This is a genomic window from Alkalicoccus daliensis (genome assembly GCF_900103955.1).
In the GTDB taxonomy this organism is placed as follows: domain Bacteria; phylum Bacillota; class Bacilli; order Bacillales; family Salisediminibacteriaceae; genus Alkalicoccus; species Alkalicoccus daliensis.
Window position 1 is genome coordinate 328870 of the sequence record NZ_FNIL01000002.1, and the last position, 23508, is coordinate 352377.

At 39.3% G+C, this 23508-nt stretch carries 35 protein-coding genes; 27 read left to right on the forward strand and 8 right to left on the reverse strand.

Going from position 1 to position 23508, the window contains the following annotated elements; translation table 11 throughout:
* Positions 1–65: 65 nt before the first annotated feature.
* On the forward strand, positions 66–497 hold the full coding sequence (locus tag BLP92_RS06350; protein ID WP_090841709.1) for a VOC family protein: 432 nt from the start codon (positions 66–68) through the stop codon (positions 495–497).
* Between the two features lie 103 nt (positions 498–600).
* Here the strand turns inward: BLP92_RS06350 and BLP92_RS18165 are convergent, their stop codons facing one another.
* Both BLP92_RS18165 and BLP92_RS18170 read right to left on the reverse strand, forming a co-directional pair.
* Complete coding sequence (locus tag BLP92_RS18165) at positions 601–861, reverse strand: GNAT family N-acetyltransferase (protein WP_342028381.1); 261 nt, start codon at positions 859–861, stop codon at positions 601–603.
* The gene (locus tag BLP92_RS18170) at positions 804–1064 is read right to left on the reverse strand and encodes a hypothetical protein (protein WP_244516680.1); all 261 of its coding nucleotides are present in this window, start codon (positions 1062–1064) and stop codon (positions 804–806) included. Before BLP92_RS18170 ends, BLP92_RS18165 begins: the two co-directional genes overlap by 58 nt.
* 182 nt (positions 1065–1246) lie before the next feature.
* On the opposite strand from BLP92_RS18170, the gene BLP92_RS06360 reads away from it, so the two are divergent.
* Positions 1247–2146, forward strand: a complete 900-nt coding sequence (locus tag BLP92_RS06360; protein ID WP_090841711.1) for a DUF6612 family protein — start codon at positions 1247–1249, stop codon at positions 2144–2146.
* 191 nt (positions 2147–2337) lie between these two features.
* The gene (locus tag BLP92_RS06365) at positions 2338–2742 is read left to right on the forward strand and encodes a hypothetical protein (RefSeq protein ID WP_090841712.1); all 405 of its coding nucleotides are present in this window, start codon (positions 2338–2340) and stop codon (positions 2740–2742) included.
* A gap of 116 nt (positions 2743–2858) precedes the next feature.
* Here BLP92_RS06365 and BLP92_RS06370 read toward each other — a convergent pair whose 3' ends face one another.
* Positions 2859–3218 (reverse strand): DUF4181 domain-containing protein, encoded by a 360-nt coding sequence (locus tag BLP92_RS06370; RefSeq protein WP_090841714.1) that lies wholly within the window; start codon positions 3216–3218, stop codon positions 2859–2861.
* Positions 3219–3293: 75 nt separating this feature from the next.
* Positions 3294–3482, reverse strand: a complete 189-nt coding sequence (locus BLP92_RS06375) for a hypothetical protein (RefSeq protein WP_090841716.1) — start codon at positions 3480–3482, stop codon at positions 3294–3296.
* A 330-nt stretch (positions 3483–3812) separates the two neighbouring features.
* Here BLP92_RS06375 and BLP92_RS06380 point away from each other — a divergent pair, with 330 nt between their 5' ends.
* The 14 genes from BLP92_RS06380 to BLP92_RS06440 all read left to right on the forward strand — a co-directional run bounded on the left by BLP92_RS06380 (position 3813) and on the right by BLP92_RS06440 (position 12425).
* A complete protein-coding gene (locus tag BLP92_RS06380) occupies positions 3813–4040 on the forward strand; it encodes a hypothetical protein (protein ID WP_090841718.1) in 228 nt (75 codons plus the stop codon).
* Between the two features lie 186 nt (positions 4041–4226).
* On the forward strand, positions 4227–5495 hold the full coding sequence (locus tag BLP92_RS06385) for an MFS transporter (protein WP_090841720.1): 1269 nt from the start codon (positions 4227–4229) through the stop codon (positions 5493–5495).
* Between the two features lie 58 nt (positions 5496–5553).
* Positions 5554–5700, forward strand: coding sequence for a hypothetical protein (locus tag BLP92_RS17975; protein ID WP_175444194.1), 147 nt, complete (start codon positions 5554–5556; stop codon positions 5698–5700).
* An 18-nt stretch (positions 5701–5718) separates the two neighbouring features.
* Positions 5719–6381 carry an HAD family hydrolase gene (locus BLP92_RS06390; RefSeq protein WP_090841722.1) on the forward strand — a complete coding sequence of 221 codons (663 nt, stop codon included), beginning with the start codon at positions 5719–5721 and terminating at the stop codon, positions 6379–6381.
* Between the two features lie 85 nt (positions 6382–6466).
* Entirely contained in the window at positions 6467–6793 is a 327-nt protein-coding gene (locus BLP92_RS06395) for a DnaJ family domain-containing protein (protein WP_090841724.1), read from the forward strand.
* Between the two features lie 48 nt (positions 6794–6841).
* The gene (locus tag BLP92_RS06400) at positions 6842–7300 is read left to right on the forward strand and encodes a GNAT family N-acetyltransferase (RefSeq protein ID WP_090841726.1); all 459 of its coding nucleotides are present in this window, start codon (positions 6842–6844) and stop codon (positions 7298–7300) included.
* A gap of 69 nt (positions 7301–7369) precedes the next feature.
* Entirely contained in the window at positions 7370–7666 is a 297-nt protein-coding gene (locus BLP92_RS06405; protein WP_090841727.1) for a TIGR04104 family putative zinc finger protein, read from the forward strand.
* A gap of 70 nt (positions 7667–7736) precedes the next feature.
* Positions 7737–8540, forward strand: coding sequence for an aminoglycoside phosphotransferase family protein (locus BLP92_RS06410; RefSeq protein WP_090841730.1), 804 nt, complete (start codon positions 7737–7739; stop codon positions 8538–8540).
* Between the two features lie 127 nt (positions 8541–8667).
* Positions 8668–9153, forward strand: coding sequence for a helicase (locus tag BLP92_RS06415; RefSeq protein ID WP_425284428.1), 486 nt, complete (start codon positions 8668–8670; stop codon positions 9151–9153).
* Entirely contained in the window at positions 9135–9563 is a 429-nt protein-coding gene (locus tag BLP92_RS06420; RefSeq protein ID WP_090841734.1) for a hypothetical protein, read from the forward strand. Before BLP92_RS06415 ends, BLP92_RS06420 begins: the two co-directional genes overlap by 19 nt.
* A gap of 817 nt (positions 9564–10380) precedes the next feature.
* Positions 10381–10542 carry a hypothetical protein gene (locus tag BLP92_RS17980; protein WP_175444195.1) on the forward strand — a complete coding sequence of 54 codons (162 nt, stop codon included), beginning with the start codon at positions 10381–10383 and terminating at the stop codon, positions 10540–10542.
* 51 nt (positions 10543–10593) lie between these two features.
* Positions 10594–11079, forward strand: a complete 486-nt coding sequence (locus tag BLP92_RS06430) for a GNAT family N-acetyltransferase (protein ID WP_175444196.1) — start codon at positions 10594–10596, stop codon at positions 11077–11079.
* 157 nt (positions 11080–11236) lie between these two features.
* Entirely contained in the window at positions 11237–11737 is a 501-nt protein-coding gene (locus tag BLP92_RS06435; protein ID WP_090841736.1) for a VOC family protein, read from the forward strand.
* A gap of 55 nt (positions 11738–11792) precedes the next feature.
* Complete coding sequence (locus BLP92_RS06440) at positions 11793–12425, forward strand: uridine kinase family protein (RefSeq protein WP_090841738.1); 633 nt, start codon at positions 11793–11795, stop codon at positions 12423–12425.
* 76 nt (positions 12426–12501) lie between these two features.
* Here BLP92_RS06440 and BLP92_RS06445 read toward each other — a convergent pair whose 3' ends face one another.
* Both BLP92_RS06445 and BLP92_RS06450 read right to left on the reverse strand, forming a co-directional pair.
* Positions 12502–13464 (reverse strand): ABC transporter permease, encoded by a 963-nt coding sequence (locus tag BLP92_RS06445; RefSeq protein ID WP_090841739.1) that lies wholly within the window; start codon positions 13462–13464, stop codon positions 12502–12504.
* Complete coding sequence (locus tag BLP92_RS06450) at positions 13464–14423, reverse strand: ABC transporter ATP-binding protein (RefSeq protein WP_090841741.1); 960 nt, start codon at positions 14421–14423, stop codon at positions 13464–13466. Before BLP92_RS06450 ends, BLP92_RS06445 begins: the two co-directional genes overlap by 1 nt.
* Before the next feature lie 279 nt (positions 14424–14702).
* Between BLP92_RS06450 and BLP92_RS06455 the strand changes: the two genes are divergently transcribed.
* The 8 genes from BLP92_RS06455 to BLP92_RS18335 all read left to right on the forward strand — a co-directional run bounded on the left by BLP92_RS06455 (position 14703) and on the right by BLP92_RS18335 (position 20486).
* A complete protein-coding gene (locus tag BLP92_RS06455; RefSeq protein WP_090841743.1) occupies positions 14703–15419 on the forward strand; it encodes an NAD(P)-dependent oxidoreductase in 717 nt (238 codons plus the stop codon).
* Between the two features lie 107 nt (positions 15420–15526).
* Positions 15527–15760: a DUF4190 domain-containing protein gene (locus BLP92_RS06460; protein WP_280138085.1), complete on the forward strand. Its 234-nt coding sequence runs from the start codon at positions 15527–15529 to the stop codon at positions 15758–15760.
* Between the two features lie 70 nt (positions 15761–15830).
* On the forward strand, positions 15831–16664 hold the full coding sequence (locus tag BLP92_RS06465; RefSeq protein ID WP_090841746.1) for a dihydrodipicolinate synthase family protein: 834 nt from the start codon (positions 15831–15833) through the stop codon (positions 16662–16664).
* A 61-nt stretch (positions 16665–16725) separates the two neighbouring features.
* Complete coding sequence (locus BLP92_RS06470; RefSeq protein WP_342028382.1) at positions 16726–17439, forward strand: class I SAM-dependent DNA methyltransferase; 714 nt, start codon at positions 16726–16728, stop codon at positions 17437–17439.
* Between the two features lie 16 nt (positions 17440–17455).
* Positions 17456–17644, forward strand: coding sequence for a hypothetical protein (locus BLP92_RS06475; RefSeq protein ID WP_090841748.1), 189 nt, complete (start codon positions 17456–17458; stop codon positions 17642–17644).
* Positions 17645–18021: 377 nt separating this feature from the next.
* Positions 18022–18630, forward strand: coding sequence for a dihydrofolate reductase family protein (locus tag BLP92_RS06480; RefSeq protein WP_090841750.1), 609 nt, complete (start codon positions 18022–18024; stop codon positions 18628–18630).
* Between the two features lie 410 nt (positions 18631–19040).
* Complete coding sequence (locus BLP92_RS06485; protein ID WP_090841752.1) at positions 19041–20177, forward strand: hypothetical protein; 1137 nt, start codon at positions 19041–19043, stop codon at positions 20175–20177.
* A 222-nt stretch (positions 20178–20399) separates the two neighbouring features.
* Positions 20400–20486, forward strand: coding sequence for a putative holin-like toxin (locus BLP92_RS18335; RefSeq protein WP_425284432.1), 87 nt, complete (start codon positions 20400–20402; stop codon positions 20484–20486).
* A 314-nt stretch (positions 20487–20800) separates the two neighbouring features.
* Here BLP92_RS18335 and BLP92_RS06490 read toward each other — a convergent pair whose 3' ends face one another.
* A complete protein-coding gene (locus tag BLP92_RS06490; RefSeq protein WP_090841754.1) occupies positions 20801–21202 on the reverse strand; it encodes a hypothetical protein in 402 nt (133 codons plus the stop codon).
* 394 nt (positions 21203–21596) lie between these two features.
* Between BLP92_RS06490 and BLP92_RS06495 the strand changes: the two genes are divergently transcribed.
* Both BLP92_RS06495 and BLP92_RS06500 read left to right on the forward strand, forming a co-directional pair.
* On the forward strand, positions 21597–21935 hold the full coding sequence (locus tag BLP92_RS06495) for an avidin-fold protein (RefSeq protein ID WP_175444197.1): 339 nt from the start codon (positions 21597–21599) through the stop codon (positions 21933–21935).
* Positions 21936–22362: 427 nt separating this feature from the next.
* Positions 22363–22863 carry a Gmad2 immunoglobulin-like domain-containing protein gene (locus BLP92_RS06500; RefSeq protein ID WP_175444198.1) on the forward strand — a complete coding sequence of 167 codons (501 nt, stop codon included), beginning with the start codon at positions 22363–22365 and terminating at the stop codon, positions 22861–22863.
* 121 nt (positions 22864–22984) lie between these two features.
* On the opposite strand, the gene arr is transcribed toward BLP92_RS06500, so the two are convergent.
* Entirely contained in the window at positions 22985–23401 is a 417-nt protein-coding gene (gene arr, locus BLP92_RS06505) for an NAD(+)--rifampin ADP-ribosyltransferase (protein WP_090841757.1), read from the reverse strand.
* Positions 23402–23508: the final 107 nt, after the last annotated feature.

A 23508-nucleotide genomic window follows, 5' to 3' on the forward strand; every position in this document is an offset into this window, starting at 1 on the left:
CGAGGTATCATTAGATGTAATGCGGGATGTCTGTAAATATTTGACTACACGAGGAGGCTGGTCATATGAATAGAATAAATTTAATAACCTTAGGTGTGGAAAATATCCCTACATCATTACGCTTTTATAGAGACGGATTGGGATTTGAAACATCTGTCAGTGAAGAAAATCCAGGTATTGTTTTCTTTAACAATAGGGGAACCAAGTTAGCGCTCTATCCGTTAGATGAATTAGCAAAGGATATAAATCAAAAGGAGCAGCTTGTACGCGGGAAATTTTCAGGGATCACCTTTGCTTTTAATGCACATTCAGCCGAAGAAGTAGACCAGGTGATGAAACAGGCAGAAAAAGCCGGGGGAAAAATCATTAAATCTCCGCAAAAGGTTTTTTGGGGCGGCTACAGCGGCTACTTTTCAGACCCGGATGGTTATCATTGGGAAGTAGCTTTTGCTGAAAGCTGGGAATTCGATGAAAATGAAATGTTAGTGATTAAGTAGGTGAATACTTTATTAATTTAAATATAGGAGGACAGCGGAGAAGCGTTGTTCTCTTTTTCTCATATAGTAATTGATCAGAAGTTATCTCATTCTTTAAATTAATTTACAAAAATCCTTTCATCCGCACTACTTTCCCGTCTACTTCAAGACCTGCTTCTTCCATACCCAGGCTTTGATAAAATTTTAGCGCGGGAGTATTGTGAGGGGAAACTCTTAAATGATATTCCTTTACTTTGTACGTGGAAAAGAACTCCAGAGCATACCTGTGGAGCAGCTTTCCCATGCCAAGCCCCCGTTTTTCAGCTGTTAAATAGTATAAATGAATATATCCAATTTTTGGCCCTCGTATGCACGGATACTTAATTCCAGCTGCCCAATAAAGTTACCTTTATCTTCAATTAACACAAATCCCGCAGGAAACTCGCTCACTTTTTTCTCCAGCCAGTATAGGTAAGCTGCTTCTTCTCCGAATCCGGAAGTGTCTCCAAAACTGACCCGAAAGGAATCTTTTCGAAATTCTAAAACAGTTCTTTTATGTTCTGTTGGATGAATAGTTTTGAAGCGCAATATAATCCTCTCTTTTCATTATAAATTATTAATACCTTAGCATAATTTACTAATTTTTAATAAGTCCCGTACAGGTAAATACTTTAAAAAGTTTGTAAATATAGGTTTTATTTTCCAATAACGAGGTTATAGGACCTTGTAACCTGTTGTGCCACGTAAATTTTATACAAAGGCGGGATTTGATGAAGAAAGCAGTAATTTGTATGAGTGCAGTAGCACTGTTTGCAGCACCGGCAGCGGTATCAGCAGAATCAGATGCAGCAGATATCCTAAACCAGTCAAACGAAGCAATGGACAGCCTGGACAGCTTTTCCAGCACAGTTTATATGGAAATGTCGATTGTAGAAAATGGCGAAGCTTTCACAACGGAAGCAACAGTAGAACAGGACGTATTCCTGGACCCTTTCAAACTGCGGCAGGAAACAACCACCGTTCTCCCGGAGCTTGGTGAAGAAGAGACGCTGATGTCCTACATGACAGAAGATGGCTTTTACCAGGAAGATGGAGAAGGCGGCTGGATCCGGCTCGATGACGGTCTTGGAGATATGATGACAGCACAGGATCAGCTGATGGATGCTGGGCCGATCGCAGAACACATGGACGTTACGGAGGAGGATGGCTACTACGTACTTACATACACCGGAGAGCCTGAAGACTTCGAAGACGTGATGGAAGCTGTGTACGAGATGGACGGAATGAACGGCGACATGGAGGGCATGGAGGAAATGGAAGATATGATGAATATCGAAGACATTTCCTATGAAATGCATATCGATCAGGACACCTATTATGTAACGGACGCAGTGGTAGATCTTACGATGAGCATGGAAATGGAAGGAATGTCTGTCACTATGGAACAAATGATGGAGATGAGCTTCCATAATTTCAACAACGTCGAGGATTTTGATCTGCCGCAGGAAGCACTCGAAGCAGATGATCTGGAAGACGTTCTCGAAGAAGAGCTCGGCGATGAAATGCCGGCAACGGCGACAAGCTACCCACTCTGGGCTGGTTTTGGAATCGCACTTGCTGCAGCTGGAATGTTCTTCATGACCGGCAGACGCCGCGGTGAAGTTTCATAAATTTTATGGTGAATTAAACAGAGAAGCCTGGTGAACGGTGCGGGCTTCTTTTTTGCGATCTTAAATAGAAAGAACAGCAGGGGGAAGTTACTATTAATTACATATAAATAAAATAAAGGATTATTTATATGGAAAGAGAAGAGTATATATAAGATTAACGCTGCTATAGTGCGAAGAGGAGAGAGCTCTTGATGAATAATATAAAAAGCCATCTGACATTCACGCTTATGCTGCTGGCATTCCTGCTGATGCTGATAACGGATTTTTTCCCAGCTTTTTTTCTTAGTATTTGGATTCCTGCAATTCTGTTTCTGCTTTTTTCTTATCTGAATGGGGTTACCAGGAAAAAAGAGGATAAACGGGACATCAAAAATTTAAAATTAAACATGCTTTATACAGCAGTACTTTTAGTCTTTTACTTTGCAGCAGCAGCTGTCCTGCATGCTTTGGGCGGTTCACCGCAGAACGCAACTGGTTTTTTCAACATTATTCTGATAATTCTTGGCAGCGGCTCTATTTTTTATCATTATTTCTACTATAGAAAAGAAATGAAAGCGAGAGCATTATACGGGGAATATTTTGATTCTCCTCGTTAATGAAGAAGACAGAAATACTTCTTAATAATTAGGAAAAGCAATAGATTTACCATAAGTAACCTGCACAGGGCTTTTCCATATAACATAAATAAGTAGGACACAGGTTTTTACCATTGTTAATTGTAATGAATGACTCCATATATAATTGATCCGATCATAAATAACACGCAGGTTACGGCGCTTAAGTAATAAGTTTTGCTGGATCGCGCGTACTTCCACTCCATGATAGTGCTGAATGCATACATAATACATGGACCAATAAAGATAAGCGGCCTAAGATGATGAAAATCTGTTATTGCCAAAATCATTACAATGAAATTAACAATATAGAGTACTTTCTCCACATATTTATGTAACTTATTTACGTAATCATTCTTTAAGTCTGATTCTTTTATATATTCCATATTAATCAATTTTTTATTAATAAAAATGCTTAAAATAACGATACTTATGATTATGATAAGAATGGATACCATGCCAGCCTCCTGAAAGTCCTTTCCCGCTTCATCCTGCCTGCTTTGTTTTAAGCACTTATCTCTCTAAATCGATTTTTAAGACCCAGCAAAAATAAAATAAAATACACCGGTAATAAGAAGCAAAGGCACAATTGCAAATAAGCTTTTTCTTACTATTCTAAAATGCGTCCGGGCGTTTCCGCCGCTGTCTGCCTGCGTAGCAATTTCCATCGCGAGCCCCAGTGCTGCAAGCGTCAGCACGCCAATTATTATCATCCAATTCACTGCGCACTCCTCCTTTTTTAATAGAAACCCCAATTATTTGGTAAAATCTGATAAAATAAATGTATCATAGATTTCTATATATGGAAAATCACTTCCTTTATTTTTTAAGTGCACCGAAGAAAGCAGTTTTAAAAGGGAGAGACCGCCAAATGGAGCCGGAAACAGCAGAGCTTTAAAGAAATACTTATCCATTTATACTACTGGCCACACAATAATTGCATTTCCTGCCAGACGAATGCTCTTAACACTTTTTTTCAGCGCTATTGAAGTTACGTTTGTTATTCTTTTATTTTTTCTTTAAATTAATCAGGGGGATAAAGGAGATTTCCAATGAAAAACATAGACAAACGCAATCAATTGGATGAAGAACCATTCAGCTATGTCACTACGAAAAGCAATACAGTATTCCTTCGTTACGAAGGGAAAGATATCAAGGTACTGAAAGGGAGGCAGGCAGAACAATTTCTCCAGAAAATAGCTGGTGCAAACTCCGTTAAAGAAGAACAGCTGATTTTAGCAAAAGTCACCGGTAATTTTAAGCGGGGCAATGAAAGATAAAACTTCAGTCCTCATCTGCTCCTGGATACATAAATTTTTAAAAAGTATTTTGTAAAAAGCTTAGCAATATAAGCAAAATATGATGTCTGCACTGTATTTATTCTCTATAGCTAATGCTCATTCCACCGCAGGTAATGTAAAGATAAAGACAATATAAATTCTATGAGGCAGTAGAAAGGAGACCAAATGAAATCCTTCCTTTTTGAACGAAATTTTTTGATTTTGCTTTCCAGTGTATTTATTAATGGCGTCGGCAGCGGGGTATATGCCGTCTCCGGAATGCTGCTCGTGCTGCATTTAAGCGGCAGTGTTCTCTACTCCGGCTTCGCCTTCTTTTCGATTACGCTTGCCAATGCCATGGCATTTCTTATCGCTCCGCTCACGAAATACTTTACCTATAAAAGAGGACTGTTTTTCTCCAGCATAATGAAGTCTGCTCTGCTTTTCTCCATTCCTTTGTTTTACATAACAGTCGGACTCAACGTTTACTACGTGCTTATCGTTTTGTTTCTCGTCAGCCTGCTGGCCCAGTTTTCCTATCCGATAGAAACGACGATCACGCCAATAATTGTAGGGAAAGAGAACTTGATCAAAGCAAATTCCTATATCCAGACAATTCGTGAAGCGATGGACATCGTTTTCTTAGCTGCTGCAGGTATTCTCGTCGTCCTGCTGGGATCAGTCCAGGCAATTTTCATTACAGCGGTATGTCATCTGCTTTCCTCCCTTACTTATACGCTATATACCTTTCCGCAAAACGAAGTCTCTGATAAACAGCAATCGTTTAAGAAAATTGCAAATGCCTATACTGCGGACTTAATGGCGGGGCTCCATCATATGAAGAATTCACTGATTCCGAAAATGATCTTTTCTGTTATTTTTATAAATATTGCGATGGGGGTAATGATGCCGAACCTGCCAGCTTTTGCTTTAATTAAAGGAAACGGGAACGAAGCGGTGTACGGATTTTATCTGGCGGCCATGTCCACCGGGGTTTTGATCGGCACAATGCTCACACCGCGGGTAAAGCAGATCAACTTCGGACAGCTGACGATTTCCACTTTTATCGGCACCGGCATTCTGTGGACGTCGGCAGCATTTCTGCCTGTGATTCCTTCGCTGATTATGTTCAGCCTGGGAGCCGTCTCTATCGGCATTATTAACATTTTTATCTTTACCGCAATCCAGCAGCAGGTGGAACCTTCTTTCATTGGGCGAGTAGTCACTGTGCTGACGAGTGCTTCTTCCATAGGGATGCCTTTCGGGGCGCTTGCAGGCGGCTTTATTGGAGAAACTTTTACAGCAGTAATTCCTGTTGCATTATGCGGCCTGTCAATGCTTCTATTCAGTGTGATCTGGCTCAGCAGTTCAGTGCTCCGAAAACTGCCGAAAATAGAAGAGACGAATTTTTTTCCTGTGAGGGAAAGCGCAGAATTGCAGCAGGAACCAAAATAGCGATATACACGTAAAGCTGAAGAAATTTAATTATTTATTTAAAAAGGAGGCACACCTGATGCATCCGGTGACCATTATTCTATTTATCCTCTTTGTGATTGCTATTATTTATTTTATGCGGCTCGGCAGTAAAACAGGAGGTACACACAAAGCAAATCCGCACGATACGTACCGTTTGTGGGACTGGTTCAGAAAAAAGCAATAACTTTCAGGAGGCGGCAGTATGATAAAAGCAGTGCTTTTCGATTTAGACGGTACGATGCTGGATAGAAATGCATCTGTACAATTATTCTTGGAAAATCAGTTTAAAAGATTTGAGAAACAGCTGAAGGGCATTTCTGAAGAAGCGTTTATTCGCAGATTTAATGAACTGGAAAAGCGGGGCTATATATGGAAAGACGTTGTGTATCAACAGCTAGTGGAAGAATATAAGCTGACAGAAGTCACCTGGGAAACGCTCCTGGATGATTACATAAATGAATTTCAGCACTTCTGTGTTCCCTTTGATCACTTAGTGCAGACGCTGGAGGAGCTAAAAGCGCAGGGAAAGGTATTAGGGATCATCTCAAATGGCATCGGAGAGTTTCAAATGAATAATATCGAAAGTCTCGGCATTAAAAGTTACTTTGACGTAATTCTAATATCTGCGTGGGAAGGTGTGAAAAAGCCGGATCCAGAAATTTTTCAGCGGGCTGTGAAAAAGTTAAAGCTTCTCCCGGAAGAATGTGTCTTTATCGGCGACCATCCGGAGAATGATGTGGTAGCCGCGATGAACGCTGGGATGAAAGGGATTTGGAAACAAGATGAAGGATGGAATCACAGAAAAGCAGATGGCGTCATAAACGATCTGGCAGAAATTCCGCAGGTAATCAGCAAATTAGAGTAGATATTAGTATATTTGCTCAAGATGCCCAAAAACTTATGAGCTATGCAAATTCCAGTACCTTAAATATGAAACGGAGGGACAGGAGATGGAGTATCGGGATCCAATCGGAGATATCCTTAAAAAGTCGAATGACCTGGATGAAAATTCTGGGAAAGGCAAACCGATGTCGAAGGAATATCAAAAGTACGATACATACCAGCAGTTTGAAAAAGTTGCGAGAAATGCGGGCTATCTTCCGGAATGGATAAAAATCCAGCATCAGATTTCTGAAGCACTATCTGCCTTAGAATCCTTTAAAGAGCTCAAGGATATCAATAAATTAATCAAAAAGTATAATAAGCGCTGCCCGCCGCCCCTGCAGAAAACCCTGATAACGGAAGAAAATTATGAAAGACAGAAGCTGCGCTGGTAACAAAAGATAGCAACATAACAATTGTTTGAAGAAAGGGGGTGTGGAGTCGTGGCTTCCTATAAAATCATAAAACTGCTTCCGGAGGATTATCACAAATTGAGCAGTATCCGAAAAGTGAATGAGGTACCGTCCCTGGAAAAAAAGTTTTACAGCGAATTATTAAGCGGAAACAGACTCACTTTCATTTACACAGAGAACTATCAGTTTCTCGGTGAAGGTTCCCTGGTTTTCACACATGAAGATCCGGATTTTACAATTCTAAACCAGAGAGTTTATTTATCCCGCATGATAGTGAAGGATACTTACCGCAATCGGGGAATTGGCTCTATTCTTCTTCAATATTTGATAAAGACCGCAAAAGATCTTGGGTACAAAGAAATAACGATTGGTGTAGATCTTGACAATCTAAATGCGAGACACCTTTACAAAAAACACGGGTTTACAGAAGTGATTTTTACTGGAGAAGATGAATATGGAGCATTTGAAAAACTTCTGAAAAGATTATAGTGCAAGCACCGAAATTCTTTACAAAAGATAATAAAACTTATCAACACTGCAGTAAGGAGGACAATCTGAGTGAAACTGCCGAATTGCTCTACCTGTAACTACTCGTTTCGCTGGAAAGAACTTTTCTTCACCTTTGGCTCAAAGAAATGTCCAAACTGTGGAGTCTATCAGTTTATTACTGCGCAAAAAAGACGACAGAGTGTATGGGTGAGCCCAATAGCAGCCGCCGCCTCAGCTATTTTTTTGCAGTGGGCGGGACTGCCATTTAGTATCACCATCCCTATTGTTTTAACTGTGGTAGTATTGGCGTTACTGCTTAATCCGTTCTTTTTGGAATTTACAGAGAAAGAAGAGCCGTTGTTTTAATAGAACCGTATCTATTAAGAAACTAAATGTAATCTAAACTTGTAAAATGTACCGAGAAGGGAAGGCGCTCATGAAGGACGAATTTGAAAAAGAAGAACTGCTTGCTGGCGGAAACGTCTCTCAGGTATATAAATCTGGCAAAACCGTGCGGAGAAAATTACATCCAAACAGCGATAAAATCCATGAATTACTGGCACACCTGGAAAAGAAGAAATTTCATTACGCACCAAAATTTCTCGGTATAGATGATAAAGAAAGAGAGGTCCTTACGTTTATAGAAGGAGAAGCGGGAAATTATCCTTTAAAAGATTACATGTGGTCGGATAAAGCTTTAACGAAAATTGCAGAAATGCTGCGGTACTACCATAACGCGGTACGTGACTTTACTTTTTCAGACGACTGGAAACCGATGGATAATACACCTGGGCCTTTCGAGATCATCTGTCATAATGATTTTGCGATTTACAATATGATTTTCAGGGAGGAGTTTCCTGTAGGAATTATTGATTTCGATGCAGCTGCACCGGGGCCGAAAGTTTGGGACCTCGCATATTGTCTTTACACCTGTGTCCCCCTGAGCAGATTTCATTTTAACGAAGCAGGGATAAAAGTATACTATGACGCTTCTCGAGATGCAGCGAAAAGAAAGCAGCGGATTAAATTATTTTTTGCTGCTTATGGAGAACCAAGTCTCAAAGCAAAAGGCCTGGAGACTGTAGTACAGAGACTAAAAGGGCTGTGTATGTATATGGAAAGAAAATCTCAAGAAGGCGATTCTGCTTTTCGAAAAATGATAGAAGAAGGTCATTATGAGCATTACCAGAAGGATATCGAATTTATTCAACAGCATGGGAAAGATTGGTTTGATTCTTAAGGAATAAATAGAATTCTTAATTAACAAAAGTGAGGAGGGATCCTATATTATTATATATCCTAATTGTCAATATACCGCCAGAACAGTAAAAATAGGTGGATTATCTAAAACGGAACTATTGAGAAAGTTGGAGGAAGTGCCGGTTTCTCTGAATGAATATGCCAAACAATTATTGAATGCTTCGGAATTTAATACTAAGAAGAAGTGCCTTGTAAAAACAATCGAAATCAAAGTTAAACATCTCGGCTTCTTAAGCGGAGCTAACACGGAGCAGCTTTACAATAAAGCTTACGAAGTTGGTCTGGTACCTGGACCAATTTCTTTGGCACCTCATCTTAGGCTGGAGTATTTGGAACAATCTGAAGAAGAATCATGTAATACAGTTCCTAATATCAGTAATGCTCCTCCAGGATCTATTACAGTCGCATCAACACCTATTGTAAAAGAGGACGAATTTCCAAAAGGTTTTTATCTTAGAAGTGTTAATGGAACATTATGGCTGCGAGGCTATGCAGCTGATGAACTTCATATATGGGAGCCTGATAGTTCTTTTATTTTTGTGGTACGCAGTAAAGAAAGAAAGGAAGTTATTAAATGCGAAAAGCGACACTAATACTTATTTCTATCATCTCATTTGCCATACTTGTATATTTTTTCTGGGACCGCTCCAACACCTATACTTTTGGTGAAGTGGTGGGAGAAGAACTTGCTGAAAATGAATCAGTGCATCGAGTGGTTATTACCAATCAAGAAATAGATTCCGAAAATTTTTCTCAACAAGTTATTTTAGAAGAAGATTTTTTTCAAAGGATGGTAAATGAAACTTCGCACACCGAGTTACGTGAAAAACAAGGATCTCCTGGAGTAAAATATGTTATTGATATTGAAACAAACAAAGATACTCGTCATTCCATTTATACAAATTTTGAAGATCTGCACATGAACGGTCGTAATTTTGAAATAACAGGAGAAAATTATTTAGTGAATTTCATAGAATCTGCTGATTTAAATTGGAACGAGTAAAATGATCAATAGAAATATAAATGCTATCAAAATTACTCCATTTATAATAAGTGAAGATACCAAAAATAAGAGGTAGAATTCACTTGCTTTTATTTGCTTAGCGTCTAGATAAAAACATGCTAAATATAACACTTACAATTACTGAAATTACTATTTTCAAAAGGTAGTTAGTTGTTATCCCTTCAATCAAATATACCTTAAACTTTTGTAGAAGTGTCGATTCTGGAACCCAATCGATAACTTTCCCAACGCCTAACATCTCAGGAAGACTAATTATTAAATATGCCAAGATAAAACCGAGAATAATCGGCTTAATATTCAAAGTATTCAAACTCCCATCTTCTTTTTTAAGTTATTTCACATAAATATAACAGGAAAATTCCAAATTACAAACTTTCAATCATAAGCAGTAATATTTTAGAAAGCAGGCTCAATATATAAAACTCAAGCGTTAATACTAAAAAGAAGACGGGGGAGTATCGGGAGCAGGAAAATCGAAAGTAACTACATTATTAAATCAGTTTCTCACCAATTCAAGGGCACTTTATTTTGATGATTATGAATGCAATGGTCCGGATGCCCCTGTTGAGTGGGCAGAGAGAGGGGGCGACCCTGAAGAATGGCAGTTGGACCCTATCGTAAATGATTTAAGGAAACTGTTAACAGAATCTGTATCTTACATTTTCTGAGTTAAACCCTGCCACTGGAGAGATTACGCTGCTGGAAAGTCCTTTCAGGATTGAAAGTTAGAAAGTCTTTTATTAGAGCAGGTTTCACGACAGCAGCAAAAACTGCTTTTCGAGAAGGGGTGAATATAATGAAATATAATGCGCATGCTTTATCTTATGCTATTATTTTCGCCATCATTACTTTGAGTATCACTAAAGATTTTTCAATTATATTAACCAATGGTCTTTTAGGATTTATAGTGGGTGACATTATTAAAAAGAACAATATCAAAGAATCAAACGCCGCTTAAATAATTCACTCTCAATACGTTAAATCTAAATCTAAGAAAGGAGAGATTCAATTGCCTTACATATTAAGAGAAATGAAGGAATCCGATATACCAGCAGTGCAGAAGGTGGCAAAAACTACATGGAACGCCACTTACGAAGGTCTCATACCACAGGAGACACAGGAAAAATTCATTCGACTCGCCTACAGTGACGACCGCATGCTCTTAAGATTGGAACGTTCCCTGCTGCTCGTAGCTGAAGCAGACGAGGAGGTAGTAGGGTTTGTAAATTTAAGCTTCCCAAATGATGAAGGGAAGGTGAAATTAGGTGCTATTTACATATACCCGGAGTTTCAGGGAGCAGGTATTGGATCTGCTCTGCTGGAAAAAGGAATTACGCAGCTGGAGAAAGCAAAAGAAATTTATGTCGATGTCGAACAGGGAAATGTTAATGGCATAAAATTTTATAAAGCCAGAGGGTTTCAAACAATACGGGAATTCGATGATGAAATAGGTGGATACAAGCTTAAAACTGTAGAAATGATATTGAATTTATAAGAAAAGACAGCTAAACAGCTTTCCATATAGCAGATTTAAATTTCAGCAATTGGAGAGGTATATAAAACGTTATTTGATGATTAATGAAATAATAAATGAAGATAAATATTTAAGAATAAACATTCATTTAAACTAGCTTAACAGGAGGAAATATATAATGATTCTCGGACTATACGAAGCACATTTACCGGTAAGCAACCTACAGCGTGCAATTGCCTATTATAAAAAGTTGGGCCTGGAGTTTTCCCATCAGCACGAAGATAAGCTGGCTTTCTTCTGGATTGAAAAAGATAAAAGCTGGCTCGGTTTATGGGAATCGGAAAAGGTAGAGCTCGATTATCATCCTTCTATCCGGCACATAGCTTTTGAAGTTTCTTTAGCAGAGCTGAAAAATTCCGCAGCGTGGCTGAATGACAGAGATTCACCCCCGAGGGAAGCATTCGGATTTGAACCAGTAGAGCCTTTTGTTATGGCGCATGACGGGATGGCGCATGCAAAAATTCACTTTAATGACCCGGACGGCAATAGTCTCGAACTCATCTGCAAGCTTCCCAACCCGCTAAATATAACGAAACGCATGTATCTAAGTGAATGGGAAAAGATGAATGAAGGAAAGAAAGTGAATAAATCAGGCAGGCGAGAGATGCAAAATGATTAACAGCGTACAAAGTCACTACTCCAAAGTAGAACTGATGAAATAAGAATTAAACAAAATAGCAGCCTTCGCTAAAGAAAAAGAAGGCAAAGTCATCATAGGCATAGCAGGCCACGGGGCTTCCGGCAAGACGACGTTTGCAAATCAACTGATAGAGTTACTGAACACAGACGTGAACTACCTTAATACAGATCCTTATATTATTAATGAGCTCAGAAAACATTCTCAAATTGATTATGAATTTCATAACGAGAAATATTCTTCTCGAATGACTGCCTGTCATCCCAATCCCCATCACATCCTTTCCCTGGAAAGGGATATTACACTGATTAAAAAAGATTTTGATTTTCTGACGATCGACACTCCTTATTTAAGAAGCACGCTGATTTCTTCAGATAATAAAATCAGTATCGTAGAAGGAATGAGCGCTGCCTTTGTGAATCCGTCTTTATATGATATCTCTATCTTTCTCTACACGGACGGTGAGACAGAACTGGAACGAAGAAGCCGGCGGGATGTAGCCGAGCGCGGTGCAGATTTGGAGCATATTAAAAAATCACATAAACAGCGCCGGATTCAGTATGAGTTATTTATGCACCCATACAGCGAAAGTTTCGATATTATAATTAATAATTCATGTGCAGAAAAGGATAAGGAAATAGCTTATCCATATAAAAACTCTCCCCAATAAGAACAATAAAAGAGCCTGCGCAGCAGAAACTGCGGTCAGGCTCTTTTTTACCAGGATCACTGTATTTTGCTTTCAATTACTCCGCAAAATCCTTCCGCTGGAAGTAAGTAAAGCTTGCTGCTAAAAATACTGCTGCATATACCGCGAGAACAATAAGGGAAAAAGTGAGTCCTACTTCCGGCAGTATTTCCTCTCTAATTGCGTATTCCGGCAGGGAAAGGTGCGGCAGGAATACAAATTGATACCAATTTGTATCGGCGAGCATGGCATTAAATCCCTGGGCAATGCTTGTAGCAAACAAGATGAAAATACCAAGGCCGACTGCGAGTGTCTGACTTTTAAATAATATCGAAACAGCAAAAGAAATAATGATAAACATTATCACATTTAAAAAGTACAGGCCGATCCGCGGAGGCAGGATCTGATCAACGCTGGAAATATAAGGTGCTGTATCAAAGTTATTCACCACAATTTGCGTGCTGAAGCTGCCTGTGCCAAATAAAAGGGTGCCTATCAGCAGGTTGGACACCAGCAATAGAAGAATGAGCGTGAGTGAAAAACCTGTGACAGTAATCAGTTTCGCAGCTAAAAACTTCCACCTTGAATAATGTCTTACAAGCAGGTGCTTCATTGTGCCGTTATCAATTTCAGAAGAGACGATGGAGCTTGCTGCAATTACAGAAAACAGCGTAATAAAAGAAGCAATGATGGGAAAACTTTCCTCCAGAAAAATCATATTGTTAGTTTCATTCGGATTTACTCCTGCAGCAATCATTTCTTCATTCCGCTGTATTGTTATTTCAGCATTTTCCACCAGCCATTCATCTGCATCCTCCTCTTCTATAATTTCCTCCTGCACTGCGATCTCTTCCTGCAGTCCCTCTTCCCAGGTTCCTTCCTGTTCTCCGGAAGTTTCAGGCTGGAACGAATGGAACATAAAAGCAGCGCCGAAAGTAATCACCAGAATCAAAATTGCGAAGGCCCATGTCTGTTTTTTGTGCCAGAGTTTAATCCATTCGTTTTGTATAAGCGTCAGCATTACTGCACCTCCTGTTGAAGCGTTGCATTATCTGCAGCGGTAAGCGATAAAAACTTTTCTTCCAGTGACGTTTTCTTTCTTTCAATCGCATACACGTCTATGGAAGCTTGCACGAGAAGCTTATTGATATAAGGGATTTTTTCTGCCTGCATTTTCAGCACGAACGTCTGTTGATCTTCCAAATCCAGTATTTCTATGCCAGGCAAAGATTCAATTAATTTTTTCGCCTGTGCCTGCTGCCCGGTGCCGCACTGAAAAGCGACGACGCGATCTTCGGCGGTATCTGCAGCATCTAAATCTCCGATCACGGTTTCATCAATGATACGCCCGCTTTCCATAATAACAACGCGGTCACACATTAGCTGCATTTCGGAAAGTAAATGAGAAGAAACAAGCGTGGAAATTCCCTGATCCGCAAGTTCCCGTAGATAATCTCTTAATTCCCGGATCCCTTTTGGATCAAGTCCATTTGTCGGCTCATCCAGAATCAGCAGCGCCGGCTGATGCAGCAGCGCCTGGGCGACACCGAGACGCTGTTTCATTCCGAGACTGTACTTTTTCACTTTATCCTGAATCGCATGTTCCAGCTGTACGAGCCGGACGATCTCTTCCATTCTTTCTTTGCTGACGGGATTTACCGCCATCCGTGCATGCTGCTGCAGGTTTTTCCAGCCGCTCATATAATCGTAGAATACAGGGTTTTCTACAATCGCACCAATCTGCGCTCTGCATTTCTGCGCATTTTCATCCATGTTATAGCCATTAATAAACACAGCGCCTGCCGACTTTTTGATCAGCCCGACGATCATGCGGATCGTGGTAGTTTTTCCTGCCCCATTTGGTCCGAGCAGCCCGAGAATCTCCCCTTTTTGCATCTGAAAGGATACGTCCTCTACAATGTTTTTTTGCTTATGTACTGTTTTCGTCAGTGACTGAATATCTAACACTACTTCACTCATATTCATCCTCCTCCTTTAGTATCCTCTCCTATTTACTGGATGATTTAGGAAAAGGTTTCATATATAATGAATTCAAAGAAAAAGTTTCCAAAAAGTAAATTTCAGGGACTTAAAATCGAAACAAATACAATCTGTCGTGAAAAAGTTCAGCAGTAACTTGGGAGATTATGTATTTATAGTGGCGGAAAAAATTTGAGTATTGGTTAAGAAACCAGAATAACTCCTGCAGAACGTATTTTTCATCCTGCGTAAAAAACTCAGAGGAAGAGGTGGAAGAAAATGAGAGTATTAGTTCTGGGGGCAAGCGGCGCTACGGGGAAACTGGTTGTAAAACAATTTATGCAAAGAAATATCCATTGCCGAATTCTTGTCAGGGAAAGTGCAATACTGGAGGAAGAGATAAAAGAAAGTCCCTTCGTAGAAACAATGAAAGGGAATATCAGTGAATTAACTGATTTGCAGATGGAGTCACTGGTAAGTGAGTGTAATGTTATTATTTCTTGTCTTGGACACAACCCTTCCTGCAAGGGGATGTTTGGGAACCCCAGGTATCTGGTGTTTCATGCAGTCAAAAGAATAACGGAAATCATCGAAAATCAACCCAGTCACAAAGTGAAACTGATACTTATGAGCACCGCAGGCTACACTGATGAGGCGACTGAAACAAATACGAAAAGCGAAAAAATTATCCTTTCTCTATTAAAAATGCTGATTCCTCCACACAAGGATAATGTGAAGGCTGCTGATTTTCTGGTGAAGGAAGCAGGGAGGAGAAATGAAAATATCGAATGGGTAATTGTACGTCCTGATACTTTGGTGGACCATAACGAAGAAAGTTTATATGAAGTATACGCATCTCCTATCCGAAGCCCTCTCTTCAATGCAGGGAAAACGAGCAGAATAAACGTCAGTCATTTCATGAAGGAGCTCGCAACCATAGATGAAGTCTGGGAAAAGTGGAAATTTAAAAGTCCTGTCATATATAATAAAGAGTAATAAACAAAATTCTGCCAAATCATAATTGAAAATACGTCATTTGCTTGGAAGTTAATTTTTAGGAGGAGAGTCCAATAGCCGCAAATACTAAAACGAATGCAAAAGCGATCGCAGGTTTCATCTTGGGAATTTTATCAATAATCATACTCTCGTTCGGATTATTTCTTGGAATCGTAGGACTCGTAATTTCACTCATCGCCCAAAAAGAAATCGAAAAATCGATGGAGCAGGGCGGGAAACTTGCAAAAGCGGGTGTGATTCTCAGCATCATCGGGATCGTCCTGCAGCTGTTCTTAACTATTATCGGTATTGCATCTTTGTTTCTAGTAACGCCTGGGTAATGACTTACTACAACGAATAAAAGTTTAGCAACATCTCTACGAAAATCACCAGACAAAAGGAGTATGTATCGTGCTGAATGAAAAAGTGCACATTGCCGTACCAACTGCTTTTTTCGAGGACGAATCCTTAAACATCGCAGGAACAATCGCTCACATCCGGGATCTTTACCAGCAGGGGATGCGATCTGTACTTGTTTCAGGAAGTACCGGGGAGCAGCACAGTTTAAGCCTTCAGGAGAAAATCGAGTTAGCGAATGGCCTGGAAAGAGAAGTGGAGTTAATTAGGAACATGGAAATAATTTTCGGAGTGGCTGCCGTAAGACAAAAAGAGGCAGAGCAGCTGGCAGAGAAAATCAGAAAATCTCACATATCAGGCATTATGCTGGGTTTTCCGCCGTATGTAAAGCCGACACAGGAAGAAGCTGTTATTTATGCGGAGAGTATTATCAAGCTCTGTGAGAAGCCAGTAATTTTATATAACAATCCTGGAAGAACCGGATTTGATTTGTCAGCAGAAAGTATTATTCAATTAAGTAAGCTGGACGCAGTAATTGGTATCAAAGACGCCGGAAGCAAAGAGAAAATAGCAGAAATAAAATCAGCGCTGCAGAAAGACTTATATTTTTATGCCGGCGGGGAGGAAGAATTGGAAGAAAAAACAGGGTATGGCTACGACCGGCTTTCTTCGATTACGGGAAATATTGCGCCTGAAGAGATCAGCTGCTGGTTTCATCAGCTGGTGGAAAAACAGGAAATCAGCAGTGAGGTGAAAGAACGAATCGCACAACTGAGGAAAGAAGTATACGAGGGAAATGCTGTACTGAATGTGAAGCATCACTTAAATCAGAAAAGCATTCCGGTGGGAATCTGCAGAAGTCCGATTGGGAATTCGTATGACGGATAATTTAGAAGAATATGCAGATCCAATTCTCTACGATAAAGAAAATAGTTAATTTGAAAAAGATATAAAATTTTTAAGAGAATGGGCCTCGAACGTTGAAGGACCAATCATTGATATTGCCTGCGGAACTGGCAGAGTAACCATACCTCTGGCAGCGGAAGGAAATAATATGATTGGGGTAGACATTCATGCTGGAATGCTGGCCGAAGCAAAGAATAAAGCTTCTCATCTGCAGCAGGAGATAGCATGGATACAAGATGACTGTACAGAGCTGGCACTAGACATTGAAAGTGAACTAATTTATTCAGCAGGCAATTCATTTCAGCATTTTATAACAAACGAATCACAGGATCTTTTTCTTTCCTCAGTATTTAATCATTTAAAGCCGGAAGGAATATTTATTTTTGACACCCGGTCTCCGCATAAGGAAGAATTGCAGACTACGGGTATGAAGGAGTTTTGGAAATCTTACATAGATGCAGAAACTTCAAATAAAGTTGATGTATTTACATTCAGTAACTATAATTCTTTAACGCAGGTACAGAATAATATTACAATCAGAAGACACATGAGTCCAGGTAATGAAATATTGAAAGAAATAAAAACACAAATTAACTTACGCTACAGTTTCCCAAAAGAAATGGAGAGAATGCTTCATGAAAATGGGTTTGAAATAGTAAACGTATACCAAGATTGGGAAGAAAGCCCCTTAACTGGCGAAAGCAAACAAATGATTTATATATGCAAAAAACAACAGTCAGGTAAAAAAAGGAAATAATGAGGAGGCGGTTAACATGGAAATTCTAACAGGACTCCTCCTGCTTGTTATAGCAGTTGCTTTCTGGATCGTAGGTTTAATACTGCCGAATTTCAGACATGCCGACAGTGAAGGAAGTGTGCCGGAAAAGAAGCTGTACAAATACGGGATAATTGGATTGCTCATAGGCGTGGGGTCGTTTTTAATTATTTGGTTAATTAACTGAAACTTAAAAGTTCTCTAAATAACTAAAATGCTTATATTCATTAACAGGAATACTCGAAAATCCGCTTCAGTTGTGAAAAAATAAGCACACAAACTTTAAAGATAGTGCTGACAGGTATTATTTTTCTAAATGCTACTCATTTTAAATTTTATTCATTATCTCCTGAACTTTTACTGTCAGCTCTGCAGTAGTCAGCCGCTTGATTACTTGGCTTCATCGATTTCCAAGTTTTATATTAATAATCTTAAACAGGATAAGGTAGCGGAGGAATAATTTTTCTGTGAATATTAATTAAAAATAACAAATTGCATCAGCTATTCAACGCAGGATAACTTATTCTCGTAATTTAATTCTTTTCATTAGGAGGAGGTTTTAAAATGAGTAAAGTGATTTTAAATATCTCAATGTCCTTAGATGGATTTATTGCAGGATTAAATGACAATCAGGAGCAGCCATTAGGAGCTCAGGCAGAAGCGCTTCATCATTGGATGTTTTCCGGCGATGTCCCCAGCCGCTTCAATCCCTTCTTCCAATTATCCCAGACTGATAGAGATTTATTCGATGCTGCAGCTGAAAAAACTGGGGCAATGATTGTCGGCAGAAGAACTTATAATATTGTGAATGGATGGGGAGGAAGTCACCCATTTAACAATGTACCGGTTTTTGTAGTTACCCACAATAAACCCGAGAACCCTCCGAAAGGTGCTACACCGTTTTATTTCATAACAGATGGAGTGGAAGAAGCAGTGAAACAAGCTAAAAAAGCAGCAGGAGGAAGAGATGTGAGCGTTGGAACAGCGAGTATAGCGCAGCAATGCATAAGCCAGGGACTGCTGGATGGATTGGATTTGCATATTGCTCCAGTAATACTGGGCAAAGGGATTCGTTTGTTTGAACAACTTGGAGAACAGCCTGTGGCACTGAAATCAACCGAGGCAATAGAGGGAACAGGTGTGATCCATGTGAAATATGAAATCATAAAATAAAAAAGGAAGTAATAATGATTTAAAATTATATGGAAGCAGGAAAAAAACTTAAAATCCTTTATTGAAAAGGTGAATGCTGATCAGGAAGCTATCTTCATCAAGGCAGGAAATAAAAATGCAGTACTTATTTCATTGGAAATCTGAATTTATGAAACACTTCATCTAAAATAAATGAAGCCATGCGCTATTGAGCTATGTCCACTCAATAGGGCATGGCTTTTTTTGTAACATCTCCAGACAAGTCCTGATAAAATTTTTATTTATCATTTGATTCATATACCCCAAGCTGATCAACCAAGAAAATGTAAGATTGTTTAATTATGTTAGTGCAGGGAAAAGGCAACTAAAGCAATATTCCCAGAGTATAAAATTGTATTCGTCATGCAATTCATTAGAAAGGATTTTTCGCTATGAGAAAAAGTATTTCCTTACATCCAATCATTTTGTTAGGTGCATGCAGCTTGATTGTTTCGGCTTGCGGAGATAATTCGAATTCAGAAATGAATGAAGCTGCAGAGACTTCGGAAGAGGAAAATACTGATACATCAGAAAATATAAACAGTGAGACAATAGATACCGAAACTGAAGATGAGAACGAAAACGATCAAGAGACGCAGGAAAGCAGTCAAAACTTCAATAATAATGAAGAAAACAGTGACGAGGAAAATTCACCAGAAGAAGCTAATGAGCTTGATGACGCTGAAAATCTTAATGATAGTGCAGAGGGTAACGAGCAAAACAGCAACGAGAATAATCAACAGGAAGAGGCTTTAGAAACTGGAAACAATGAAAATCAAAATAGTGAAGTAGAGAACAATAACCCTGAAAATGATAACTCGGGTGACAATGCTGATAATAATGAAACAAAAGAAGAAATTCCTGAAGATGATGTGGCAGAAATAGTATTTGATTATATGGAGGAAAATGAAGATTTTGAAACCGAAGACGTGAAGATCATGGTAGACGATAGAGAAGAGGAAGGATACCGAGCACAGGTATTTTCATTCGTACCTGAGGATGCGGAGCAGCAAGCCACGCAGACGCTCCGTTGGTATTATATAGATAAAGTAACGGGAGAAGTGCGAAACGAAACGACTGGAATGGAAGAAGAGAATGAAGAAACAGAAGAAGAAAATATAGATTGGGAAGAAGGAAATACCAGTGAATTAGTGTCGATGAGTGAGGAAAAAAGGGAGGCACACCACAGAAACATCGCTTCATCAAAAGAACACTTGATGGACCAGGTATATGATCATTTATTACTCCCTGGCGTGCACGAAAACACTATTTCTTATGAAGGAAGAGTCGGTCCTGAAGAAACGATTCGCTTTGAATTTACTGATGCAGAAGATATTTCCGATAGATCGATAGTAGACCTGGAAGTCGATGAAGAAGGGTATTTCCAGGTGGACATGCGTCAATATGACTTTTCTGCAGGGGAAGAAATTATCGTCAGAATTGCGGGCGGTGGATATCCGCAGGAGCAGGTTTTTGAACTACCGGTGCATCCAGCCGAAGAAGGAATAGAACATATTCGGGTGCGGTAAGTTTCATCTTTTCCAATAATTATAGCGGATACCTTCAGTAGCAATCTTAGGTATTCGCTATTTTTGTGAAAACTTATTTTCTTCTAAGTGAGTAGGCTTTAAATATACTTCAGAAACTAAAAATGCTGCAGAGTGAATTGGGAAATTGAGGTATAATGAAGAGACAGCAGTTCAGTAAACTCATAGGGGTTGGCACGCCTTCTGAAAGGAGGTGATGCCTATATGGTTTCTATTGCAGAGGCTTTGTCGCTGATGATTTCCTTCGGGATTTTAATTGTAGCGATGCTCGCATTTAACCATAAAAAATAAGCCCCTATTGAGTGGTCAGGCTCAATAATTGAAGGGCTTATTTTTAATAACCTCTTCCAGCCAACCCTTGTAAAGCTACTGACTGCTGCAGACCGTTAGTGGTGAGACACTAGCGGTCTTTTGTATCGCTTGTTATAAGTATTATACCCGAAATTTCTTATTTGAATCAAGGGCAATCAATATTTATTTTATCTTTTGAATAAAGCGAATGTTTAATATGATTTGTAGATTCAGTGAAACAGGATATTCATAAGAAGGAATTAGATTTTTTTCGAAGAGGTGTAGATGAAGCATATTTAAAAAATAAGTATAATTTAAGGTGATAACCTATAAGATCTTATTTCCTTCACCTTACCGGACTTTGCAGTATTACTGAACGTATATACATCACAAAAATCAATTTTCGAAGTATCTGCTAATATTATTACACCGTTTATGGAAGCGAATTTCCCGTGCGTGATCACTTGGTAAATTTCCAGGCAGTCAGGCGTGTCTTTATTTTCATCCTGCAAAGCACTGATGAATGAACTTTGCCCCTCTATCGTTTTATTATCTTTCAATTGATGCCATACAATAGATTCATCAGCATATTTTTTAATGATTTCATTTTGCTGGTTCAGCATAGCTGCAGTGAAATCAATCATTATTTGTTTTCTTGGTGCATTGTCACAGCCCTGGGGGATAATAAGCTTCATTTCATTTTGAGAACTGCTCATTTGTTTCCACCTCCTCTAATTATAAATAAATCGCTAACTTTTATTCCACATATGAATCTGGACTTCCACTGCGACTTTGTTAAATTTCCAGGGTTCATCAAAACTATTCTGGCTCAATACAACTAGTATATCGGAATTTTCATTTTCGAGGAAATTCTTTTGAAAGGAAGACCAGGGTAAGAAAATAAGAAAAGATAGGGAATTAATTCCGCTAAAAAGTAATAAATAAACTGACATATATGCATAGGGATTCGTGTTACAAGGAGAAAATATTTCTCAGAATAAAGGAAAATAGCTGGAAGTGTCTAATAGATAAAGTAAGGGAAATTAAAATTTAAAAGGTTGGTTCAACTGCTCTAAAGGAGAGGCAAATCAATATGCAGGAGGTAGAAACGTGATTAATTATAATGGCCGGACTTTCGTGTCCACTTCCAACACAGAAAACGGAGAAGTATCATCGAAAACTTATTTTGAATACAGCCAGGAAGACAATATTCTTACGGCAGACTACGGCGGCGGGGAAATAGTGAAGGGGCGTCTGGTCGGACTCGTTAGTGAGGACGGTTCTTTGAAGTTCCGGTACAATCACGTAAATACCGAAAATGAACTGCGGGGAGGCGAGTGCATTTCTACGCCAGAGGTACTGGATAACGGAAAAATCCGGCTCCATGAGAAGTGGAAATGGCTTTATAAAGAAGAGACGGAAGGCAGCTCCGTGGTAGAAGAAGTATAATTGACACGATGATAGAGAAAGAAATTCCTAATTTTTGTTTTCATCTGATTTTAAGGAGGCTGCATCATGCAATTTCTGATTGGGATACTCGCGGTTCTTTCTTCAGCCGGCGTATTAATTTACATGGGGAAATCCGGATATTCCTGGGATTCGAAAAAGAATAAAATGAAATAGTATCAAAAACGATTGGATATTTTTTTCAATCGTTTTATTTTTTCTAAGAAGTTTGGTCGACTCCAGTAAAATTAAAATCAGACCTGCCTGAAAGCCTGCTCCTTAAATCTTCAACTGCCAGTTTTGCTCATCGATTCTTTTAGTACGGTTAAAAGTACAACTATAAAATTCTAATTATTCTGTTAAATTAACTTAAATCAGGATAAAATAGAAAATATGGGGTCCGGTCTTTCCAGAAATGGGAGGATTAATTATGAGCAGATTAATAATGGCTGCAATACTGCTTCTTGCTTGTTTTCTTTTCGCCATCCCTGTCGGAGCTGACACAGAAGTAATGTATGAAAATGATTCGTTCCGTATTCACAGTGCAGAAGCACATGGACATACAATCCATATAGAAGGAGAAGCACGGGTTTTTGAAGCAACTGTTTCCTATGTGGTTGTAGAGGACGGATCAGAAATTGCAGAAGGATTTACTACAGCGACGGCAGGTGGTCCGGAATGGGGCGATTTCAGTCTGGAGATTGAAGTCGCAGCATCCGAAGAAGCAGCAAGGCATCTGACCGTGATTTTATTTGAAGAAAGTGCAGATGATGGCAGCCGTACACACGAACTGGAAATACCTATTGTCATGGGAGAAGAAGGAGAGGAGCTTCCAGCAACCTCTACCTCCTATCCTGTTGCCATGTTCCTTGGGTTGGCAGTCATTTTAGCAGGAATACTGCTGCTTTCCCGTAAACGCGCTATCATTTAAATCCAGGAATACCGGATCCCTTAAATTTACCGTGTTTAGTATGAATGTTTGGCAGCGGGCCGAAATTAGCCAAGTTTGATAGACGGACGCATAATGAGTTAAGCTGCTCCTCTCCTGGAAATTAATCATAGATCACATTTTTTCCTTCCTCCTTCAATTTTTTTAAGGAAGAAAGCATATGATTGATTTCTTTTTCTGAATGTCGTTCCCAAGCCCCTAATTCCGCAACTATTTTTAAAGGGAACTTCGATCTGTAGGACCGGGTAGGGTTGCCTGGAAATCTTTGATCCGTAAGATTCGGATCATTTTCAAAGTCGCCTGACGGTTCCACGATATATATTCTTTCTTTTGCAGAGGCAGCTGCGAGCTCTGCTCCCCATTTTGCGGCTTCCAACGTAGCAGTAAAGTAGATGTAATTGGACTTTTTCTTCTGATAATTCGATAAATAATTCGCCTCCAATAAATCTCCGATGTTAAGTTCCGCTTTTGTCCCATGAAAAAATGGCCCCTGATCCAACATCTCTTTTTTCTCGTGCATCTCATATCATTCCTTCCGCTTTAAATTGTGTAGAAATTATAATACAGGAATCATGTAAATTACAGTCTGTAATTCATTTAAAATTCGCAGTATAATGAAAGTAGAGA

What these genes read in the sequence shown, in the direction of transcription:
- BLP92_RS06350 (WP_090841709.1), top strand. Translation starts at nt 66, where the DNA reads ATGAATAGAATAAATTTAATAACCTTAGGTGTGGAAAATATCCCTACA.
- BLP92_RS06490 (WP_090841754.1), bottom strand. Translation starts at nt 21,202, where the DNA reads ATGAGCAGTTCTCAAAATGAAATGAAGCTTATTATCCCCCAGGGCTGT.
- BLP92_RS06450 (WP_090841741.1), bottom strand. Translation starts at nt 14,423, where the DNA reads ATGAGTGAAGTAGTGTTAGATATTCAGTCACTGACGAAAACAGTACAT.
- BLP92_RS06370 (WP_090841714.1), bottom strand. Translation starts at nt 3,218, where the DNA reads ATGGTATCCATTCTTATCATAATCATAAGTATCGTTATTTTAAGCATT.
- BLP92_RS18335 (WP_425284432.1), top strand. Translation starts at nt 20,400, where the DNA reads ATGGTTTCTATTGCAGAGGCTTTGTCGCTGATGATTTCCTTCGGGATT.
- BLP92_RS06395 (WP_090841724.1), top strand. Translation starts at nt 6,467, where the DNA reads ATGGAGTATCGGGATCCAATCGGAGATATCCTTAAAAAGTCGAATGAC.
- BLP92_RS06480 (WP_090841750.1), top strand. Translation starts at nt 18,022, where the DNA reads ATGAGTAAAGTGATTTTAAATATCTCAATGTCCTTAGATGGATTTATT.
- BLP92_RS06475 (WP_090841748.1), top strand. Translation starts at nt 17,456, where the DNA reads ATGGAAATTCTAACAGGACTCCTCCTGCTTGTTATAGCAGTTGCTTTC.
- BLP92_RS06420 (WP_090841734.1), top strand. Translation starts at nt 9,135, where the DNA reads ATGCGAAAAGCGACACTAATACTTATTTCTATCATCTCATTTGCCATA.
- BLP92_RS06500 (WP_175444198.1), top strand. Translation starts at nt 22,363, where the DNA reads ATGAGCAGATTAATAATGGCTGCAATACTGCTTCTTGCTTGTTTTCTT.
- BLP92_RS06380 (WP_090841718.1), top strand. Translation starts at nt 3,813, where the DNA reads ATGAAAAACATAGACAAACGCAATCAATTGGATGAAGAACCATTCAGC.
- BLP92_RS06360 (WP_090841711.1), top strand. Translation starts at nt 1,247, where the DNA reads ATGAAGAAAGCAGTAATTTGTATGAGTGCAGTAGCACTGTTTGCAGCA.
- BLP92_RS17980 (WP_175444195.1), top strand. Translation starts at nt 10,381, where the DNA reads ATGAAATATAATGCGCATGCTTTATCTTATGCTATTATTTTCGCCATC.
- BLP92_RS06410 (WP_090841730.1), top strand. Translation starts at nt 7,737, where the DNA reads ATGAAGGACGAATTTGAAAAAGAAGAACTGCTTGCTGGCGGAAACGTC.
- BLP92_RS06455 (WP_090841743.1), top strand. Translation starts at nt 14,703, where the DNA reads ATGAGAGTATTAGTTCTGGGGGCAAGCGGCGCTACGGGGAAACTGGTT.
- BLP92_RS17975 (WP_175444194.1), top strand. Translation starts at nt 5,554, where the DNA reads ATGCATCCGGTGACCATTATTCTATTTATCCTCTTTGTGATTGCTATT.
- arr (WP_090841757.1), bottom strand. Translation starts at nt 23,401, where the DNA reads ATGCACGAGAAAAAAGAGATGTTGGATCAGGGGCCATTTTTTCATGGG.
- BLP92_RS06365 (WP_090841712.1), top strand. Translation starts at nt 2,338, where the DNA reads ATGAATAATATAAAAAGCCATCTGACATTCACGCTTATGCTGCTGGCA.
- BLP92_RS06485 (WP_090841752.1), top strand. Translation starts at nt 19,041, where the DNA reads ATGAGAAAAAGTATTTCCTTACATCCAATCATTTTGTTAGGTGCATGC.
- BLP92_RS06445 (WP_090841739.1), bottom strand. Translation starts at nt 13,464, where the DNA reads ATGCTGACGCTTATACAAAACGAATGGATTAAACTCTGGCACAAAAAA.
- BLP92_RS06390 (WP_090841722.1), top strand. Translation starts at nt 5,719, where the DNA reads ATGATAAAAGCAGTGCTTTTCGATTTAGACGGTACGATGCTGGATAGA.
- BLP92_RS06385 (WP_090841720.1), top strand. Translation starts at nt 4,227, where the DNA reads ATGAAATCCTTCCTTTTTGAACGAAATTTTTTGATTTTGCTTTCCAGT.
- BLP92_RS06435 (WP_090841736.1), top strand. Translation starts at nt 11,237, where the DNA reads ATGATTCTCGGACTATACGAAGCACATTTACCGGTAAGCAACCTACAG.